Genomic DNA, 18,489 nt, shown 5'->3' with positions numbered 1-18,489 from the left:
CATCGGCTTCACCCCTCTGCCATCAAAATTGTGTGAAATCGCAACCGCGTGCTGCGTTTTGCGAGTTAACACTAGAATAAAATTTTGACTGGATTTGCCATGACTGTTGAGCCGCGATCGATCGCGATTATCGCGTCGCGTGAGGATGCCACTACACTGAAAAATTGCATCGTTTCGGTGTTTGAAGCGTGTCATGAACGGGCTGCGGTCATCGATGTTTTAGTAAACGGCAATCCCGGACTGGTGCAACAGGTGGCAGCGGCCGAGCTCGACTGCCCAAGCCACTGCACATTTCGTCTTTGGAACATCGCAGAGGGCGACAAGGCGCATGCCTGGAACGAATATGTGCACCGCATCTGGCCTGGACAGGGCAACGCTATTTTCGTCGATGGTTATGTGGAGGTCGCGCACGACGCCTTTGATGCCCTCGACCAGGCGCTGCTGGCCTCACCCGAGGCACAGGGCGCCACCGGCGTACCGACCTGCGGACGTTCGGCCGCAAGCCTGCGCGCCCAGATGTTGCGCGAAGGCGGTTTCCACGGCAACCTGAACGCCATCCGCGCCGAGGTAATGGGCGCCATGCGTGCTTCCGGGATCCGCTTGCCGCTCGGACTGTACCGAACCGACTCCCTGACTGGTGCGCTGCTCATGTTCGGCCTCGATCCCGCAGCCAACACATGGGACCGGCAACGTATCGCCGTGGTCCCCAACGCCGTCTGGAAAGTGCGTTCGCTGGGCCACATCACCTATAAAAATGTTGTATCGCAATTGAAACGCATCCTGCGCCAGGCCCAGGGCGAGCTCGAAAACCGGGCGCTGCGCGAACACCTAGCGGTCAAGCGCATGGCACCGAATCTGCTGCCGGCGACCACGCAAGCCCTGGTGATTGGCTGGCTCGCTGCCCAGCCTACGCAAGCGCGGCAGTTGTTGCGCAAGCATCCGCTCTGGGCTTTTGCCGCATGGCGCCTGCGCGAACCGCGCGACTGGTCAGCGGCGCAAATTTCTCCCCAAGCCGTCCTGAATGTTTCCAATCCTTAAGTTTTTGTCCTGCAACACACACGTCGACCTGGCTGTTCCCGACGAGTTCGCCGGCGGACATCACTAGACCTGCATTAAAAGTTTGCGCGCAAGGACGCTCCCGGGAATGGGCGTGCCGGAAGTCGGCTGCCGGGCAAGGCTGGCGAACCGTGTACAACAAGAGAAAATGGCGAGAGAACGTGCAGTTGCAGGCTCTGAATCAACGCCGCATGCGACGCGATGGGCACGGCGTTGATCTGACGGTCCTGAAGGAATTTGGGGTGGTGCGGCTGGCTGGGATCGAACCAGCGACCCTTGGCTTCGGAGGCCAATACTCTATCCACTGAGCTACAGCCGCACTGGTAAAACGCGTCGAGTCATCTCGCGAGGAAATGCCTGAGCGATGCGAAGGATACATTCTTTCGCGTTCCCCGTCCATGGAAAGTAGAAGTTGCAAACGAGTCATGTGCTATGGGGCATCTTTTGAGACTATAATCGCCGATTGGCGGCCTTTCCAAAAAGTCATGCAGGAAGTACACACGCCGGGTAGCAGGTTTTTTTAATCGTATTAAGGAAATCATGAGCGACGCACACAATGAACAATCGTTTATCAGGACGCCCAAGCAACTGATCGGGGTGGTCGCAGGCTTCTTCCTGGTAATCGTTATCGGCATCATCCTGCTTGTCTCCTTTGTCACCAACGACAAGCTGGAAGGCGCCGGCACCAACAGCCTCGGCAAGGAAGCAGTGGCCCAGCGCCTGCGCCCGGTTGCCGAAGAAGGTTTTACGCTGCGCGATGCCAACGCGCCGAAAGTGCTGCAAGCAGGTAATGCCGTCTACACCGCCGTGTGCGCGGCCTGCCACGCCAGCGGCGCCGCGGGCGCCCCGAAGATCGGCGTCGCCGGCGATTGGGGCCCGCGCCTGGCGCAGGGTTACGATACGCTCGCCAAGCATGCCATCGAAGGCATCCGCGCCATGCCGGCCAAGGGCGGCAATCCCGACCTGGACAATGTGGAAGTCGAACGCGCGGTGGTCTACATGGCCAACCAGAGCGGCGCCAAGTTCAAGGAGCCGGCGCTACCCGCAGCGGGCGCCGCGCCCGCCGCCGGCGCCGAGACCGCCGCCGCGCCGGCAGCAGCGAATGCCGCCACGGCCGCCCCGGCCGGCGGCACGCCGGCCAGCGCAACTCCGGCTGCGGCCCCGGTTGCGGCCACGCCTGCGGCCGCTGCCCCTGCTGCGGCCGCACCGGCCGTCGCCAATGCCGACGCCGGCAAGGCGCTGTTCAATAGTGCCTGCATCGCCTGCCATGGCGCCGGGATTGCCGGTGCGCCGAAAGTGGCCGACAAGGCAGCCTGGGCGCCCCGCATCAAGCAGGGCAACGAGGTGCTGTACGAGCATGCCATCAAGGGCTTCCAGGGCAAGGCCGGCGTCATGCCGCCCAAAGGCGGCTCCAGCGCCCCGGATGCCGACGTCAAGGCAGCAGTCGACTTCATGGTGGCCTCCTCGCGTTGACGAAGCCCAAGGAATGGTTGGTCCAGACCGCCCGCCGGGCGGTTTTTTTATTGGGTGGCGAGTCAAAATAACTATATAAATACACTTCGTTTCGGTTTCTAAACGAATAATATTCGTAAAGTAATCGACAATGTTGTGTTGTATTTGGACGAAATCCGGAACAGCAAGACTGATTTTTCTGTCGTTCAGTTTTGCTTTGGCGTAACCTTCAGAAATGCACTGGGGCAATAATTTATTCCCCAAAGTAACCCTCTGAAGACGCCATGACACTCCCACTCCAACACTTTGCAATGCGAATTGCCGCAATCGCGGTATTCGGTAGCACGCTCGTGGCCTGCGGCGGCGGCGGCGGTTCCGGTTCAACTGCCGGTGTCGCCTCGAGCACATCGGCGCCAACGGTCCCGGCAGCCGCGGCCGCAGTGGCCCCGCAGGCCGCGCCGGTCGGCGCAGCAGCGCCCGAGGCCACCGTGTCGCCTGCGGACACGGCCCCGGCGCCCGCCACCACGGCGGCCACGACCACCGCCTACACCATCTTCGGTGTGGTCACCGACGTGCGCATCCAGAACACCACCGCCAGCGCCCAAACGAACCTGCCGGTCACGTTCGGCCAGGTATTTGCCGCCGGTGACCTGATGCCGGCCGATTCGCTGGTCGGCCGCTTCAACGACGGCACCGAAGTTCCGCTGCAGCTCGACGTCAAGGCGACCCACCCGGACGGTTCGGTGCGCCATGCAGTGGTGTCGGGCCTGATCCCGAGCCTGAACGCGAGCGAAACCCGCTTGCTGTCGCTGATGAAAACGAACGCGCCGCACGCCAGCGGCATGGGTCCGAAGACCCTCCTGCTGAACGGTTTCAGCTCGTCGGTGCACGCCACCATCAACGGCGTGCGCTACAGCGTGTCGGCCGACGACATCATCAAGACCGGCGGCGCCTACCAGACCTGGCTCGCGGGCGCGGTCGCCAACGAGTGGCAGGTCTCGGCGCCGCTGACGAGCGCCGACGGCGTGGCCCACCCGCACCTGACGGCGCGCTTCGCGATCCGCTGGTACAACGACATCAAGAAGGCGCGCGTCGACGTCACGCTCGAAAACAACTGGGCCTACGAACCGAATCCGCAAAATTTCACCTATGACGCCGAAGTGATGGTGCGCGGCGCCGTGGTCTATTCGAAGCCGGGCCTGACCCACTATCACCACAGCCGCTGGCGCAAGGTGTTCTGGTGGGGCGGCGATGCATCGCAGGCGCTGGTCAAGCACAATGTCGGCTACCTGATCGCCAGCCGTGCGGTGCCGAACTACGACCAGAGCGTGGTCGTGCCGGAAGCGACTTTCGCCAGCCTGAAATCGAAATGGACCGGCGCCGCCATCGAGCCGATGGGCATCGGCATGGCGATTCCGTATATGCCGACTACCGGCGGCCGCGTTGACCTCGGCCTGTTGCCTGGTTGGGCTGCCACCTACCTGCTGACGATGGAGGGACGCGCCAAGGAAGTGACACTGGGCACGGCCGACCTCGCAGGCAGCTGGTCAGCGCACTACCGCGACAAGAACACGGGCCGCCCGGTCAGCCTGATCGACTATCCCTACATGACCATTTACGGGATTCCGACCGATACGCGCAATCCCGTCACCAAGCAACTCGAAGCGTTCCCGAAGTGCGCAGTCGGTGCCAGCTGCAGCACGCCTTACTCGCACGATACGGCGCACCAGCCTGCATTTGCCTACCTGCCCTACCTGGTCACCGGCGACTATTATTATCTGGAAGAGCTGCAGTTCTGGGCGATGTACGACGCGTTTTCGACCAATCCGGGTTACCGTAAAAACATTGCCGGCTTGCTGGCACCGGAACAGGTACGGGGCCAGGCATGGAGCATGCGCACACTGGCCGAAGCGGCCTACATCACGCCGGACAGCGACACGCTGAAATCGCATTTCATCCGCATCGTGACGAGTAACCTGGACTGGTACAACAGCACCTATACCAATAACCCGGCAGCCAACGTGTTCAACGTCCTCGATATGAACAGCGCCGTTGTTTACAACAGCAACCGTGGCATCGCACCATGGCAGGACGACTTCTTCACGTCGGCGATTGGTCACGTGGCCGAACTGGGCTTCACCGGCGCCCAGACACTGCTGAGCTGGAAAGCCAAGGCGCCCGTGATCCGCATGACTGACCCGGGTATTTGCTGGATCGATGGCGCGCTGTACTCGATGAACATCCGCGACTCGGCGACCAGCCCGCTGTACACGACGATGAAGCAGGCAGCGGACGCCAGCGAGACGGCGACCTTCCGCTCGCTCGAATGCGGCAGCGCGGCGATGGCAAGCTTCCTCGGGCTGAAGGTGGGCGAGATGACGGGCTATTCGTCGAGCTATGCCGGTTATCCGTCGAACATGCAGCCGGCGCTGGCGTATGCAGTCGATGCCCGCCTGCCGAACGCCGCCGCCGCCTGGAGCAAGTTCATGGCGCGCACCGTCAAGCCAAATTACGGCGAGAGCCCGGAGTTCGCCATCGTGCCGCGCTAAGGATCACGCTTGCCCCAGCCCCAGCCGCCGCAAGGCCGCTGGGGTTTTTTTATGGCCCGCACCCAGGCACAGGACGAAAAAAAACACCGCCGGCGCAAGCCAGGCGGTGTTTTATTTTGGAGCGTGAACCGCTGCTTACCAGATGATCACGCGGTCCTTCGGCGCCAGGTACATCTTGTCGCCCTGCTTGACCTTGAAGGTCTCGTAGAAGCCCGGCTGGTTCATCAGGGTGCCGTTGGCGCGGAACTGGCCCGGCGAGTGCGGGTCGGTTTTGACCTGGGCGATCCGGGCCGGCTCGCGCATTTTCTCGCGCCAGACTTGCGCCCAGCCCATGTACAGGCGCTGCTCGCCAGTCAGGCCGTTGATCACCGGCGCCTTTTTGCCCTTCAGCGAGATTTTATACGCTTTCGCGGCGATGGCGAGACCCGAGTTGTCGGCGATGTTTTCGCCCAGCGTCAGTGCGCCATTGACGTTGTAGCCAGGCAGCGGGCTGTAGCCGTTGTACTGCTTGACCAGCATGTCGGCCTTGGCCTTGAAGTTCTTGTGGTCGGCGGGGCTCCACCAGTCGCGCAGGTTGCCGTTGCCGTCGTACTGGGCACCCTGGTCGTCGAAGCCGTGGCTGATCTCGTGGCCGATCACGGCGCCGATGCCGCCGTAGTTGACCGCGTCGTCCGCGTTGGCATCGAAGAACGGCGGCTGCAGGATCGCGGCCGGGAACACGATCTCGTTCATCTCCGGGTTGTAGTAGGCGTTGATCGTCTGCGGCGTCATGCCCCACTCTTCGCGGTCGATCGGCTTGCCCAGCTTGTTGATCTCGCGGTCCGCTTCGACCACCCGCGAACGCATCACGTTGCCCACCAGGTCGTCGCGCTTGACGACCAGCGCCGAGTAATCCTTCCACTTGTTCGGGTAGGCGATCTTCGGCGTGAACTTGGCCAGCTTGGCTTGCGCTTCCTTCTTGGTCGCCGGGCTCATCCAGTCGAGCTTGTCGATGCTGGTTTTATAAGCGGCCAGCAGGTTTTTCACCAGCGCTTCCATGCGCGCCTTGTGCTCAGGCGGGAAGTATTCGGCCACGTACAGCTTGCCCAGCGACTCGCCCTGCGAACGCTCGACGGCGCTGACGCCACGCTTCCAGCGCGGCTCGATCTCGGTCACGCCCGACAGGGTCTTGCCGTAGAAGTCGAAACGCTCGTCGACGAAATTCTTCGACAGGAAGCTGGCGTAGGACTGGACCAGGTGCAGCGACAGATACGCCTTCCAGGTGTCGAGCGAGGTTTTGTTCGAGAGCTCGACGAAGGACTTCAGGTAGGTCGGCTGGCCGACGATCACATACGTCGCCTTGCCCGACAGGCCGGTGGTATCGAGCCAGCTCTTCCAGTCGTAGCCAGGCGCCATCTTGTCCATCTCGCCCAGGTTGACCTTGTTGTAGGCCTTGATCGGATCGCGCAGCTCGACCTTGGTCCACTGGATTTTCGCCAGCTCGGTCTCGAAGTCGACGATGGCTTTGGCGTTGGCGGCGGCGTTCTTGTCGCCCGCCATCGCCAGCATCTTCTCGACGTGCTGCTGGTACTTCGCCTTGGTGGCGGCCAGCTTGGCGTCGTCCGCCTTCAGGTAGTAGTCGCGGTCAGGCATGCCCAGGCCGCCCTGGCCGATGTCGGCCACATATTTCGTCGAATCCTTGTTGTCCTGGTGGATGCCGAAGTCGAAGGGCACGCCGACGCCGATTTTACCGAGGCGCGCCAGCATGGCCGGCAGCTCGGACTTGTCTTTCAATGCGGCGATCTTCGCCAGCTCGCCTTGCAGCGGCGTCACGCCCAGCTGTTCCAGGCGCGCCTCATCCATGAAGCTCGCATAAAAATCGCCGATGCGCTGGGCGTCGGTGGCGGCGGCCGGGTTGGTCGCGGCGGATTTTTCGATGATGCCGCGCAGGCGCGGCAAGGTGTTCTCGCGCAGCTGCATGAACGAACCCCAGCTTGCCTTGTCGGCCGGGATCTCGGTATTTTTCAGCCACTTGCCGTTCAGGTATTCGAAGAAATCGTCCTGCGGGCGCACGCTCTCTTCGATGTATTCGGTGGCGACGCCGGACGACAGGACCGGGACCTTGGCACTTTTGGCGGTGGCTGCGGCGGTGCCGGCGGCGCCTTCGGCGTGTGCGAAACCGGCGATCAGTGCCAGCGTCAGGGCGCTCAGCATGTGTTTCTTCATGGGTGTCTCTCCACTATTTATCAGGTTGGCGGCCGGCGCCTCGTGGGCACCGGCCGGATCGGTCGACTATGCATACGTCCCGTCGCGACGGGCTTTATGCACGACCAGGTTGATGACTTTACCAGATCGTGACGCGGTCTTTCGGCGCCAAATACATTTTGTCGCCTTCCTTCACGCCGAAGGCCTCATAGAAGGCCGGGTGGTTCATCACGGTGCCGTTGGCGCGGAACTGGCCCGGCGAGTGCGGGTCGGTTTTCACTTGCACGATCTGCTGCGCTTCGCGCATTTTGCTGCGCCACACCTGGCCGAAGCCCATGAAGAAGCGCTGGTCGCCGGTCAAGCCGTCGATCACCGGGGCCGGCTGGCCCTTGAGCGAGATTTTATAAGCTTTATAGGCGATCGCCAGGCCCGAGTTGTCGCCGATGTTTTCGCCCAGGGTCAGTTCGCCGTTGACGTTGTAGCCGGGGATCGGGCTATAGCCGTTGTACTGTTTGACCAGCATGTCGGCACGCGCCTGGAAGGCGGCGCGGTCTTCCTTGCTCCACCAGTCGCGCAGGTTGCCGTCGCCGTCGGACTGGCTGCCCTTGTCATCGAAACCGTGGCCGATTTCGTGGCCGATCACGGCGCCGATCGCACCGTAGTTGACGGCATCGTCGGCGCGCATGTCGAAGAACGGCGGCTGCAGGATCGAGGCCGGGAACACGATCTCGTTCATCGAGCTGTTGTAATAGGCGTTCACCGTCTGCGGCGTCATGCCCCACTCTTCGCGGTCGATCGGTTTACCCAGTTTCGCGATGTTGCGGTTGTAGCCGAACTCCGAAGCGCGCTTGACGTTGCCCACCAGGTCGTCGCTACGGATGCTCAGCTTCGAATAGTCGCGCCACTTGTTCGGGTAGCCGATCTTCGGCGTGAATTTCGCCAGTTTCGCTTGCGCTTCCTTCTTGGTCGCCGGGGTCATCCAGTCGAGGGTATCGATGCTGTCCTTGTAGGCGGCCAGCACGTTTTTCACGAGTTCTTCCATGCGCGCCTTGCGCTCGGCCGGGAAGTATTTGCCGACATACTGGCGGCCCACCGCTTCGCCGAGTGCGCCTTCGACGGTCGACACGCCGATCTTCCAGCGTGGACGGTTTTCGGTGACGCCGGTCAGCGTGGTGCCGTAGAAGGCGAAGTTGGCGTCGACGAAGGCCTTCGACAGATAAGGCGAGTATTCGCGCAGAAGCTGCCATTCGAAGTAGGACTTCAGGGTCGCGAGATCGGTTTTCGCCACGACCGCGTTGAAACCGGTGAGATAGCTCGGCTGGGCGACGATGACGTAGTCGAGCTTGTTGCCGACGCCGCTGGCCGCCAGGGCGGCATTCCAGTCATAGCCCGGGGTCAGTGCGCCGAGTTCGGCCACGCTCATCTTGTTGTAGCGTTTGACCGGGTCGCGGTTCTCGACCTTGGTCCATTGCACCTTGGCCAGTTCGGTCTCGAAGTCGACGATGGCCTTGGCTTGTTCGGCCGCGTTCTTTTCGCCGGCCAGGGTCAGGATCTGGGCGACGTGCGCTTCGTATTTCGCGCGCGTGTCGGCCATGCGCTTGTCGTCAAGTTTCAGGTAATAGTCGCGGTCCGGCATGCCGAGGCCGCCCTGGCCGATATAGGTCGCATATTTCGTCGAGGCGCGCGCATCCTGGCCGACGCGGATGCCGTAAGGCGTGGCGACGCCGATCTTCGACAGGTGGGCCACCAGGTCCGGCAAACCCTTCTTGTCCTTCAGGGTGCGGATGCGCTGCAGTTCGCCTGCCAACGGCTTCACGCCCAGCGTTTCGAGCTTCGCTTCGTCCATGAAGCTGGCGTACAGGTCGCCGATCTTCTGGACCTCGGTGCCGGCCTTCTTGTGCGGATCCTTCTGGGCCGCCTCGATGATGCCGCGCAGGTGCGCCTGGCTGTCGTCGCGCAGCTGCATGAAGGTACCCCAGCTGGCCTTGTCGGCCGGGATCTCGGTCGATTTCAGCCACTTGCCGTTCAGGTAAGTGAAGAAGTCGTCCTGCGGGCGCACCGAGGAGTCGATGAACTGGGTGTCGATGCCGGAGATCGGCGCGCTGGCAGTACTGGCGGTGCTGGCCGCCGCGACGGCGACGGGTGCGGCGTTGGATTTCGTCGTGTCGCCGGCATGGGCGAGAGTGGCAAGGACGGACAGGGTCAGGGTGCTCAGAAGGGTACGTTTCAAGAGAGTTCCTCGTGTCAAGCGTTGGCGACCGCGGCATGGGTCATCCTGCAAGAATGCCCGATCCGGACCCATCCGTCGAGAGGGAATGTGGCAAAAATGCGCACAGTGCGGGCCGCCGCGCATTTTGCACGGCGCCTGTATTGACGGGCGCTACAGCCCGTCGGCGTCCGCGCACATATGCATGTCCGCGGATCGCCTTCCATTTACAGCTTCATTTCGAAGCGCAAACCGACTGTCGGATCGGTGTGCGCGCTGGTGCGCACGTAGCCGGTCGGCGCGGTGTAATACCGCGCGGTCACGTAGTCCTCGGCCAGCAGGTTGTTGACCGACAGGCGCAGCTGGTTATTCGCGCTGAATTTCCACAACCCGTACAGGTCGACCTGGCGCTTGGCGCCGGCGGCGCTGGCCTCGGTGGCGCTGGTCTGCACCAGCAGCGGCGGGGTCCAGTTGTAGCTGGCGCCGAGCGTCAAGGGCCGCCCCTTCATCCGGTAGTCGAGGCCGACATTGGCCGTCTGCTCGGCCTGGCCGTCGAGCCGGTTGTTCGGGCCGGGAATGCCCTCGACATGCGACCAGAAGCGGCTGTAGTTGGAGCGGAAGTCGATATCCGGGCTGTTCGGCACCAGTTCGGCCAGCTGGAATTTCGCTTCCAGTTCGATGCCGCTGGTGCGCGCGCTGCCGATGTTCTGGGGGCTCGACAGATAGCGCAGGCCCTGGTTCGTCGGGCGCTCGGTGATCACGCGCCGGATCAGGTTGTCGACGTTGCGGATAAAACCGCTGGCGCTGAGGAGGCCGCTTTTGCCGAGGTAGTGTTCGTAGGCGAGGTCGATGCCCTTGGCCAGCTCGGGTTTCAGGTTCGGGTTGCCGCTGCGGTCGGGACTGACGCGCGCGTTATAGGTCGCGAACGAGGGAGAAGCGATCATGTCGTTCAGCGGCGCCGCCCGATAGCTCTGGGTCAGGCTGGCGCGCACCTGGTCCTTTTCGAAACCGGGAATGCGCCATACCGTATGCAGGACCGGGCTCCAGACGCGGCTCGTGTTCTCGACTTCCGACGCGCTGCCGGTGCTGGTGGTGCGGATCCCCTCCCAGCGCAGGCCGAGGTAGACCGACCAGCGTTCGGTGATGTCCCACTCGTCCTGGGCGAACAGCGCCAGGCGGCGCGTGCTCGCTTCCAGGCTGGCGCCGGAATCGTCGAACAGCGCGCCGCCGTCGTCTTCGGCCACGTGCACCTGGCGCAATTGCGCGCCTTCGACATCCCAGCCCATGGCGAACAAATGGCCTTTACCGATCGGCTTGGTGTACTTGCCGCTGTGCGTGATGTTGCTGTTGCGGGTGTTGTCGACATCGTTGAAGGTGCGCAGGGTCGCCCCTCCCTCATCGAAGGTATGGCGCAGGCTCTCGCTGTCGTTGCGGCTCGCGCCCCCGCTCAGTTTGACGTCGAGCTTGGCGCCGCCGTCCATCTTGTGCAGCCAGTTGCCCATGGCGCGGAAGAACCTGGAGTCCGATGTCGAAGCGGTGCGCAGGCGCGCGTATTCCGCCGGGCGGGTGCCGCCCAGGTGGTCAATATGGGTGTCGCTGCCGTTGTCGTTGCGGTTGATCCCGATAAAGGGCTGAAAAGTCAGGGTATCGCTGTTTTCGAATTTATAGGACAGGCGGGGCGACAGGAACATGCCGCGCGTGCGCGAATCGATGCCGGTATGGATGTCCTGCTCGCGCGTCACCTTGCCGGCGAGGTCTTCCTCGCGTACATAGCTGTCGCTGTCGTTGTGGCTGCGCCCGGTCATCGCATTCACCGTCGTCAGCCAGGAGAGCTTGCCGGACTGGCCAGGCAGCGCCAGCGACAGGTTCGGCGAATGCAGCCCGGCGCTGATGTTGTCGCCCGCGCGTAACTGGATGTCCTTCTGACGATAACCCTCGCGCAGCACGATGTTGATGGTGCCGGCGATCGCCTGCGTGCTGTGCTCGGCCACCGGTCCGCGCATGACCTCGATGCGCTCGACCTGCTCCGGCGGCAGCGATTCGATCGAAAACCCTGCAGGCGCCCGCTCGCCGTTGATCAGCACTTGCGTGTAGCCGTTGCCCAGGCCGCGCATGCGCACGGCGCCGCCGCCGCCGCGGCCCGGCGGCCCGCCCATCGTCACGCCCGGCAAGCGTTTCAAAATGTCGCCGACGCTGGAATCGCCGTTGCGGTCGAGTTCCTCGCGTCCGAAGACCATTTTCGAGGCCGTCGACAGGCGCCGTTGATCGGTGTCGTTGGCGCGCGAACCGGTGACGCTGACCTGGGCGACCGGGGCCGCCTCGCCCGTTTTTCCGTCTGTTTTGCCGCTGGTGGCGGGCGCCGCCTTGACGGTCGTTTTCTGCGCATCGGGCGCAGGGGCGGCAGTGTCGACGCTCTGGCCGGCGGCCAGGACGGGGGAGCCTGCCGCACCCAGCAGGGCAAGGCAGGCAGTGGGAATCAGCTTGTTCATGTCTCTTTTTTATGTGAGGCGCCGCCGGGCCGGCAGCGCCATCGGTATTGACGCAACCGGCCATTCTAGCGGCTGCCGTCGAGACCGCCTCATCCATTGGTCCTTTTTTACTTTTCGATACAACACGAGATCGGAAAAAAAATACCCACGGCGGGGAACCGTGGGCGCAACCACTTTGGGGTGGAGAGAGAAAAACTGGAATCGACTATAGGACCGGCCAGGGCCCCAGGTGACCACTCTTACAATTACTTACCGGAAGTACAACCCGCTTTACAAGTCGCGCCCGTTTGCGCGGGCGCAGCCCGGGCCGGGCGCGATTCGGGTTTATACTGGGGGCGCGCTATCTCATGCGTGCCAGGACCTGGTCCTACTCTTCCGCCACCATCGACACTATGGGCTCCACTCTCAAGAACGCCGGCCTGCTTGCCGTCGGCCTCGCCGCCGGCGCCGCCGTCACGATGCAGTTTTCCGCGCTCGCCTATAAACCGGTCGAGCCGAGCATGCCGCTCGACCAGCTGCAGCAGCTGGCCAAGGCGGTGGAGCTGATCCGCGCCGATTACGTCGAACCGGTCGAGGGCGGCAAGCTGCTCACCAGCGCCATCTCGGGCATGGTCGATTCGCTCGACCCGCACTCGGCCTACCTCGACCCGGCCGCCTTTCGCGAGCTGCGCGAAGGAACCGAAGGCAAGTTCGTGGGCCTCGGCATCGAGATCGGGGAAAGCGACGACGGCTATGTGGAAATTGTCTCGCCGATGGAAGACTCGCCGGCCGAACGCGCCGGCATCCAGGCCGGCGACCGCATTACCCGCATCGACGGCCTCGATGTGCGTGGCCTCGGCCTGGAAGAAGCGGTCAAGCGCATGCGCGGCGCGCCCGGCAGCCGCGTCACGCTGACGATTGCGCGCGCCAGCGCGCCGCAGCCGCTGGTGCTCACTGTCGAACGCCAGGAGATCGTCCAGAAAAGCGTCAAGGCGAAGATCGTGGAACCCGGTTACGGCTGGCTGCGCATCGCCCAGTTCCAGGAACCGACCGTCGACGACATGGCGGAAAAGCTGACCGAACTCGCGCGCCGGGAACCGCATTTGAAAGGGCTGGTGCTCGACCTGCGCAACGATCCGGGCGGGCTGCTGCAGGGCGCGATCGGCGTGGCCGCCGCCTTTTTGCCGGAAGGCGCGGAAATCGTTTCCACCAACGGCCAGTTGCCCGAGTCGCGCCAGCGTTTTTATGGGCAGCCCGAACACTACATGCTGCGCAGCGGACCCGATCCGCTCGCGAGCATCCCGAAAATGTACAAGACGCTGCCGCTGGTGGTGCTGGTCAATACCGGCTCGGCTTCGGCTTCCGAGATCGTCGCCGGCGCCCTGCAGGACCACAAGCGCGCGGCCATCGTCGGCACCCAGACCTTCGGTAAAGGCTCGGTGCAGACAATCCGTCCGATTGGGCGCGATGCTGCCGTCAAACTGACGACGGCGCGCTATTTCACGCCACACGGACGCTCGATCCAGGCGCGCGGCATCGTCCCCGATTTCGCGGTCGACGAAAACGCCGAGAACGACGGCCTGAACGCGCTGCGCCTGCGCGAAGCCGACCTCGACCACCACCTGTCGGGCGACGGCAGCGGGGAGACGAAGACCCGTCCCGACGATATCGAAGAGCAGATGGCCTTATTGGATGCGGCGCGCGACCGCCAGCCGCTGGCCTACGGCAGCGCGGGCGATTTTCAGTTACTGCAGGCCGTTCAACACCTGAAGGGGCTGCCGATGCAATTGTCGAAGCGCCCATCCGGGACCACGCTGGCGCGGCATCATTAGCATCGTTTGCTAGAGCTCAGCCTCGGATGGTCTCCCCGACAATTCCCAGGCCCGGGTTGATTGTGTAGAATCGCCGTCATTCGCCGGGGAATCTCCCCTTATCTCCTTTGAAAGTCCCCAACATGAAACCAGTCGTCATCAGCGGCACCGGTCTGTTTACGCCTCCGTTTTCCATCTCGAACGACGAGCTGGTGACGGCATTCAATGCCTATGTCGAGCTGCACAACCGTGAGAATGCGGAAGCCATCGCCGCGGGCGAAGTGACAGCGCTCGAACCATCGAGCAGCGGTTTCATCGAAAAAGCCTCCGGCATCAAGTCGCGCTATGTGATGGAAAAAGAGGGCATCCTCGACCCGACGCGCATGACCTCGCGCATCGCCGAGCGCGGCGACGACGAGCTGTCGTTGCAGGCGGAGATGTGCGTGGCCGCCGCCCGTGACGCCCTGGCCCGCGCCGGCCGCGTGGCTGCCGACATCGACATGGTGCTGGTGGCCGCATCGAACATGCAGCGCGCCTACCCGGCGATGGCGGTCGAAGTCCAGGACGCGCTCGGCATCGAGGGCTACGGCTTCGACATGAACGTGGCCTGTTCGTCCGCCACCTTCGGCATCCAGACCGCGATGGCGGCCGTGCAGACCGGCCAGGCACGCGCGGTACTCGTGCTGAACCCGGAAATCACCAGCGGCCACCTGAACTTCCGCGACCGCGACAGCCATTTCATTTTTGGCGACGCGTGTACGGCGATGATCATCGAAGCGGCCGACACGGCCGTCGGCGAACACCAGTTCGAGATCCTCGAATCGAAACTCAAAACCAAGTTTTCGAATAACATCCGCAACAATTTTGGCTTCATGAACCGCTTCGACGAATCGGGCGTGGGGCAAGCAGATAAACTGTTCCGCCAGCAGGGCCGCAAGGTGTTCAAGGAAGTGTGCCCGATGGCCGCCGAGATGATCCGCGAGACGGCGGAAGCGGCCGGCCTGCAGATCCCGCAGGTGTCGCGCTACTGGCTGCACCAGGCCAACCTGAACATGAACCTGCTGATCGCGCGCACCCTGCTCGGACGCGATGCCGAGCCGAACGAGGCGCCGGTGATTCTCGATACCTATGCGAATACCTCGTCGGCGGGATCGATCATCGCTTTCCACAAATACCAGGACGATTTGCCACAGGGCGCGAACGGCGTGATCTGTTCTTTCGGCGCCGGGTATTCGATCGGATGCGTGGTGGTACGCAAGAAGTAAGGCCAGCTGACCGGATCCCCTCCGCTCAGTCGTCCGCAAGCAGGTCTTTTTCCCTGTATGCCCTGTCTGTCGTCAGCGCCCAGCCAGTCCCGCACGCCAGAAAACGTAGTTGTAATAATATATATTGTTTCTGATAATATCCAGAATCAATTACTACAACATGCGGGGGAGACGTCGTGGGAAAGCTTATCGAAGACCAGCTACTGCGCACCGACAGGCACCAGGCCGTCATCGGTCCGGCCAACCTGTTCGGACTGCACCGCAAACTGCTCGGGATGGCCGCGCTGCTGTTCCTGGCGCACTGCGCGGCCATGGGGCTCAAATACTATGCGGGCAACGACATCGCGTTCGGCCTGGTGCCGCTTTTCGACTTCTACGAAGAGCGCAACATCCCTACCTATTTTTCGTCGCTGAACTTGCTGCTGACCTCGGCACTGTTGTTCGCGATCGCTTACCTGGCACGGCAAGGCGAGCAGGGCAAGCGGCAGGCGGTGGCCTGGCGGGTACTGGCAGCAGGCTTCCTCTTCATGGCAGTCGATGAATTCGCCGACCTGCGCCAGATCCTGTCGAGGATGGTCAAGGCGGCTTCCGGCGGCTCGTTCGAAGGGGTGCCGCTGCTGACCGTGGCCTGGACCGTGCCGGTCGCGGCCTTATTGGTCGTGCTGGCCTTCTATTTCGTTCCTTTCCTGCTGCGCCTGAAGAAGGTCTACATGATCAACTTCGCCCTGGCCGGCGCCGCCTTCGTATTCGCCGCGATCGGTTTCGAGACCATCGAAGGAAACCATATGGCGCAGACCCATGGCGTGCGCGATGTTGCGTTCATGCTGATGGTAACCGCCGAGGAAACCCTGGAAATTTTCTCCATCCTGTATTTCCAGTACTTCCTGCTGCGCTACCTGAACGAGTATCACCGCAACGTCGTCCTGCGCCTGAACTATTAAAGCTGCGCTGCCAGCTCGGCGCCTTCGCGGATTGCGCGTTTGGCGTCCAGCTCCGCCGCCAGCACGGCCCCGCCGATCTTGTGGAAGGCCGTTTTCGATACCGCCTCCCCGGCCGTCAACTCGTCCAGGCTCTCCTGCCCCGCGCAAATCACGACGTTGTCCACCTCAAGTAGTCTCTGCTGGCCGCCGACGGTGATGTGCAGCCCGGCGTCGTCGATGCGGTCGTACTGCACCCCCGCCAGCATCTGCACCCCGCCGCGCACCAGCGCCGCGCGGTGTACCCAGCCCGAGGTCTTACCCAAGCCCGCGCCAGGACGCGTGCTCTTTCTCTGCAGCAGGTAGAGCTGGCGGTAGGGGTGGGCAGGCACCGGTTTGACTAATCCTCCCTCCACCGTCGCATCCAGGTCGACGCCCCACTCCCCGGTCCAGGTGCGGATCGGCTGCGGCAAGGGGTGTTCGGGATCGTGCAGCAGGAATTCGCCGGTGTCGAAACCGATGCCGCCGGCGCCGATGATCGCCACCCGCTTGCCCACCGGCGCCTTGTCGCGCAGGACGGACAGGTAAGAAAGCACTTTCGGATGATCGATGCCGGGAATCGCCGGCATGCGCATGCGCACGCCGGTGGCGACGATGACGTCGTCAAAACCGGCCGCCAGCAGTTCGTCGCGCGTCACGCGCCGGTTCAGCTGCACGTCGACGCCGGTCAATGCCAGTTTTCTCGTGAAATAGCGGACGGTCTCGGCGAATTCCTCCTTGCCGGGGATCTGCATGGCGATGTTGAACTGGCCGCCGACGCTATCCGACGCCTCGAACAAGGTCACCGCGTGCCCGCGTTCGGCTGCGACCGTCGCCGCCGACAGTCCCGCCGGTCCGGCGCCGACGACGGCGATCCTGCGCGGTTTATTCGTCTTCGCGTAGGTCAATTCCGTCTCGTGGCAGGCGCGCGGATTGACCAGGCAGCTGGCGCGTTTATTCGAGAAGGTGTGGTCGAGGCAGGCCTGGTTGCAGCCGATGCAGGTGTTGATTTCGTCGGCGCGCCCGCTGGCGGCCTTGGCAACAAAAGCGGCGTCGGCGAGGAAGGGGCGCGCCATCGATACCAGGTCGGCGTCGCCGCGCGCCAGCACGTCCTCTGCTTCACCCGGCATGTTGATGCGGTTCGAGGCGACGACGGGAATGTTCACTTCGCGCCGCAGGCGCCCGGCCACGCTGGCGAATGCCGCGCGCGGGACCGAGGTGACGATGGTGGGCACGCGCGCCTCGTGCCAGCCATAACCCGTGTTCAGGATGGTGACGCCGGCTGCTTCCAGGGCGCGCGCCACGCTGGCCACTTCTTCCCAGGTATTGCCGCCTTCGACCAGGTCGAGCACGGAGTGACGGTACATCAGGATGAAGTCCGGACCGACGGCGGCGCGGATACGGCGCACGACCTCCACCGCCAGGCGCATGCGGTTCTCGATCGCGCCGCCCCAGCGGTCGGTCCGCTTGTTGACGCGCGCGCATAAAAACTGGTTCAGCAGATAGCCCTCGCTGCCCATCACCTCGACGCCGTCGTAGCCGGCCAGTTTCGCGAGCTTGGCGCAGCGCACGTAGGCGCGGATGGTCGACTCGATCCCGCTTTCGCTCAGTTCTTTCGGCTTGAATTTTGAAATAGGCGATTTTACGGGCGAGGCCGAGACGACGAAGGGTTGGTAGCCGTAGCGGCCCGCGTGCAGGATCTGCATCAGGATCTTGCCGCCCTCTTCGTGCACGGCGCGGGTGACGCGGCGGTGGTTCGGCACGTCGCCGATGAAATTCAGGGTGCCGCCCAGCGGCAGCAGCCAGCCCTGCCGGTTGGGCGAGATGCCGCCGGTGACGATCAATCCCACCCCGCCGGCCGCGCGCTCGCGGTAGAAGGCGGCCAGTTTGCCGTAGTTATAGAAACGGTCTTCGAGGCCGGTGTGCATCGACCCCATGATCACGCGGTTTTTCAGGGTCGTGAATCCGAGGTCGAGCGGGGCGAGGAGATGGGGGTAGGCAGTATTTGTCATCCCGACATTAAAGCGGGAATCCGTGGAGTCGTGGTTCTAAACGTCGCAGATGCCCTGCCTCACACCAGGTGACTCTCGGGTGCGCGCAATTCGGCAAACTGCTCGATGCTGCCGATTTTCACCGTCACCGGGTTCAGGCTCGTATTCGGCGACAGCGAGCGCCAGGCGAACTTCCATTCCTGTTCCTGCGCTTCGGCACGGCTTTTCGTAAACGCTGCGCCCAGCGGCGAGCGGGTACCGTATTCGACGGCGCCGTCGATGCCGGCCCAGTTCGGCAAGGCACGCTGGACGGCGCGGTGCAGGCGCTCTCCGAACTCTTCGCTGTTGTGGATGACGAGGCAGCAGTCGGCCGGCCCGAGCACCTCGAACAGGGACTTGTTCCAGGCCTGCGAGAAGGAAATCGTCAGGAAGCCGTTGGCCGGCACCAGCCGGAACTGGCCCGCCTTCAATGCTTGCTCGAGCTCGTCGCGCATGCCGTAAAGGTGCAGGGTGGGTGGGCGCTGGTAGTCGTGCATGTGGAACTCGATTCG

At 63.2% G+C, this 18,489-nt stretch carries 11 protein-coding genes and 1 tRNA gene; 6 read left to right on the top strand and 6 right to left on the bottom strand.

The features are described 5' to 3' along the window. The first annotated feature begins 99 nt into the window (after positions 1-99). On the top strand, positions 100-1,038 hold the full coding sequence (locus ACI48I_RS20295) for a hypothetical protein (protein WP_498575226.1): 939 nt from the start codon (positions 100-102) through the stop codon (positions 1,036-1,038). Between the two features lie 261 nt (positions 1,039-1,299). On the opposite strand, the gene ACI48I_RS20290 is transcribed toward ACI48I_RS20295, so the two are convergent. Further along, positions 1,300-1,375 (bottom strand) — tRNA-Arg (locus ACI48I_RS20290). A gap of 221 nt (positions 1,376-1,596) precedes the next feature. Between ACI48I_RS20290 and ACI48I_RS20285 the strand changes: the two genes are divergently transcribed. Then, positions 1,597-2,529 (top strand): c-type cytochrome, encoded by a 933-nt coding sequence (locus ACI48I_RS20285; RefSeq protein ID WP_498575225.1) that lies wholly within the window; start codon positions 1,597-1,599, stop codon positions 2,527-2,529. A gap of 290 nt (positions 2,530-2,819) precedes the next feature. After that, positions 2,820-5,057: an RIFT barrel domain-containing protein gene (locus tag ACI48I_RS20280; RefSeq protein ID WP_498575224.1), complete on the top strand. Its 2,238-nt coding sequence runs from the start codon at positions 2,820-2,822 to the stop codon at positions 5,055-5,057. Between the two features lie 135 nt (positions 5,058-5,192). Here the strand turns inward: ACI48I_RS20280 and ACI48I_RS20275 are convergent, their stop codons facing one another. The 3 genes from ACI48I_RS20275 to ACI48I_RS20265 form a co-directional block, all read right to left on the bottom strand. Then, a complete protein-coding gene (locus ACI48I_RS20275; protein WP_498575223.1) occupies positions 5,193-7,262 on the bottom strand; it encodes a M13 family metallopeptidase in 2,070 nt (689 codons plus the stop codon). A 118-nt stretch (positions 7,263-7,380) separates the two neighbouring features. Continuing rightward, complete coding sequence (locus ACI48I_RS20270) at positions 7,381-9,471, bottom strand: M13 family metallopeptidase (RefSeq protein WP_498575222.1); 2,091 nt, start codon at positions 9,469-9,471, stop codon at positions 7,381-7,383. 203 nt (positions 9,472-9,674) lie between these two features. Beyond that, positions 9,675-11,936: a TonB-dependent receptor plug domain-containing protein gene (locus ACI48I_RS20265; RefSeq protein ID WP_498575221.1), complete on the bottom strand. Its 2,262-nt coding sequence runs from the start codon at positions 11,934-11,936 to the stop codon at positions 9,675-9,677. A 392-nt stretch (positions 11,937-12,328) separates the two neighbouring features. Here ACI48I_RS20265 and ACI48I_RS20260 point away from each other — a divergent pair, with 392 nt between their 5' ends. From ACI48I_RS20260 to ACI48I_RS20250, 3 genes are all read left to right on the top strand, one after another. Next, positions 12,329-13,747, top strand: a complete 1,419-nt coding sequence (locus ACI48I_RS20260) for a S41 family peptidase (RefSeq protein WP_498575220.1) — start codon at positions 12,329-12,331, stop codon at positions 13,745-13,747. Positions 13,748-13,869: 122 nt separating this feature from the next. Then, the gene (locus tag ACI48I_RS20255; protein WP_498575219.1) at positions 13,870-14,991 is read left to right on the top strand and encodes a beta-ketoacyl-ACP synthase III; all 1,122 of its coding nucleotides are present in this window, start codon (positions 13,870-13,872) and stop codon (positions 14,989-14,991) included. A gap of 176 nt (positions 14,992-15,167) precedes the next feature. Next, on the top strand, positions 15,168-15,932 hold the full coding sequence (locus ACI48I_RS20250; RefSeq protein WP_498575218.1) for a DUF8692 domain-containing protein: 765 nt from the start codon (positions 15,168-15,170) through the stop codon (positions 15,930-15,932). On the opposite strand, the gene ACI48I_RS20245 is transcribed toward ACI48I_RS20250, so the two are convergent. Beyond that, positions 15,929-17,959, bottom strand: coding sequence for a 2,4-dienoyl-CoA reductase FMN-binding domain-containing protein (locus tag ACI48I_RS20245; protein WP_498575217.1), 2,031 nt, complete (start codon positions 17,957-17,959; stop codon positions 15,929-15,931). The genes ACI48I_RS20250 and ACI48I_RS20245 overlap by 4 nt on opposite strands. 59 nt (positions 17,960-18,018) lie before the next feature. Next, positions 18,019-18,474: a hypothetical protein gene (locus tag ACI48I_RS20240; protein ID WP_193687899.1), complete on the bottom strand. Its 456-nt coding sequence runs from the start codon at positions 18,472-18,474 to the stop codon at positions 18,019-18,021. Between the last annotated feature and the right edge of the window lie 15 nt (positions 18,475-18,489).

This window comes from Massilia sp. LXY-5 (assembly GCF_059801075.1).
Note: the sequence above shows the minus strand (reverse complement) of the source record. Positions and strands in the feature narration are given on the sequence as shown.

Bases quoted from the DNA above. Each gene is read 5' to 3' on its own strand.
- ACI48I_RS20260 (WP_498575220.1), top strand. From the start codon at position 12,329: ATGGGCTCCACTCTCAAGAACGCCGGCCTGCTTGCCGTCGGCCTCGCC.
- ACI48I_RS20245 (WP_498575217.1), bottom strand. From the start codon at position 17,959: ATGACAAATACTGCCTACCCCCATCTCCTCGCCCCGCTCGACCTCGGA.
- ACI48I_RS20275 (WP_498575223.1), bottom strand. From the start codon at position 7,262: ATGAAGAAACACATGCTGAGCGCCCTGACGCTGGCACTGATCGCCGGT.
- ACI48I_RS20255 (WP_498575219.1), top strand. From the start codon at position 13,870: ATGAAACCAGTCGTCATCAGCGGCACCGGTCTGTTTACGCCTCCGTTT.
- ACI48I_RS20240 (WP_193687899.1), bottom strand. From the start codon at position 18,474: ATGCACGACTACCAGCGCCCACCCACCCTGCACCTTTACGGCATGCGC.
- ACI48I_RS20285 (WP_498575225.1), top strand. From the start codon at position 1,597: ATGAGCGACGCACACAATGAACAATCGTTTATCAGGACGCCCAAGCAA.
- ACI48I_RS20280 (WP_498575224.1), top strand. From the start codon at position 2,820: ATGCGAATTGCCGCAATCGCGGTATTCGGTAGCACGCTCGTGGCCTGC.
- ACI48I_RS20265 (WP_498575221.1), bottom strand. From the start codon at position 11,936: ATGAACAAGCTGATTCCCACTGCCTGCCTTGCCCTGCTGGGTGCGGCA.
- ACI48I_RS20295 (WP_498575226.1), top strand. From the start codon at position 100: ATGACTGTTGAGCCGCGATCGATCGCGATTATCGCGTCGCGTGAGGAT.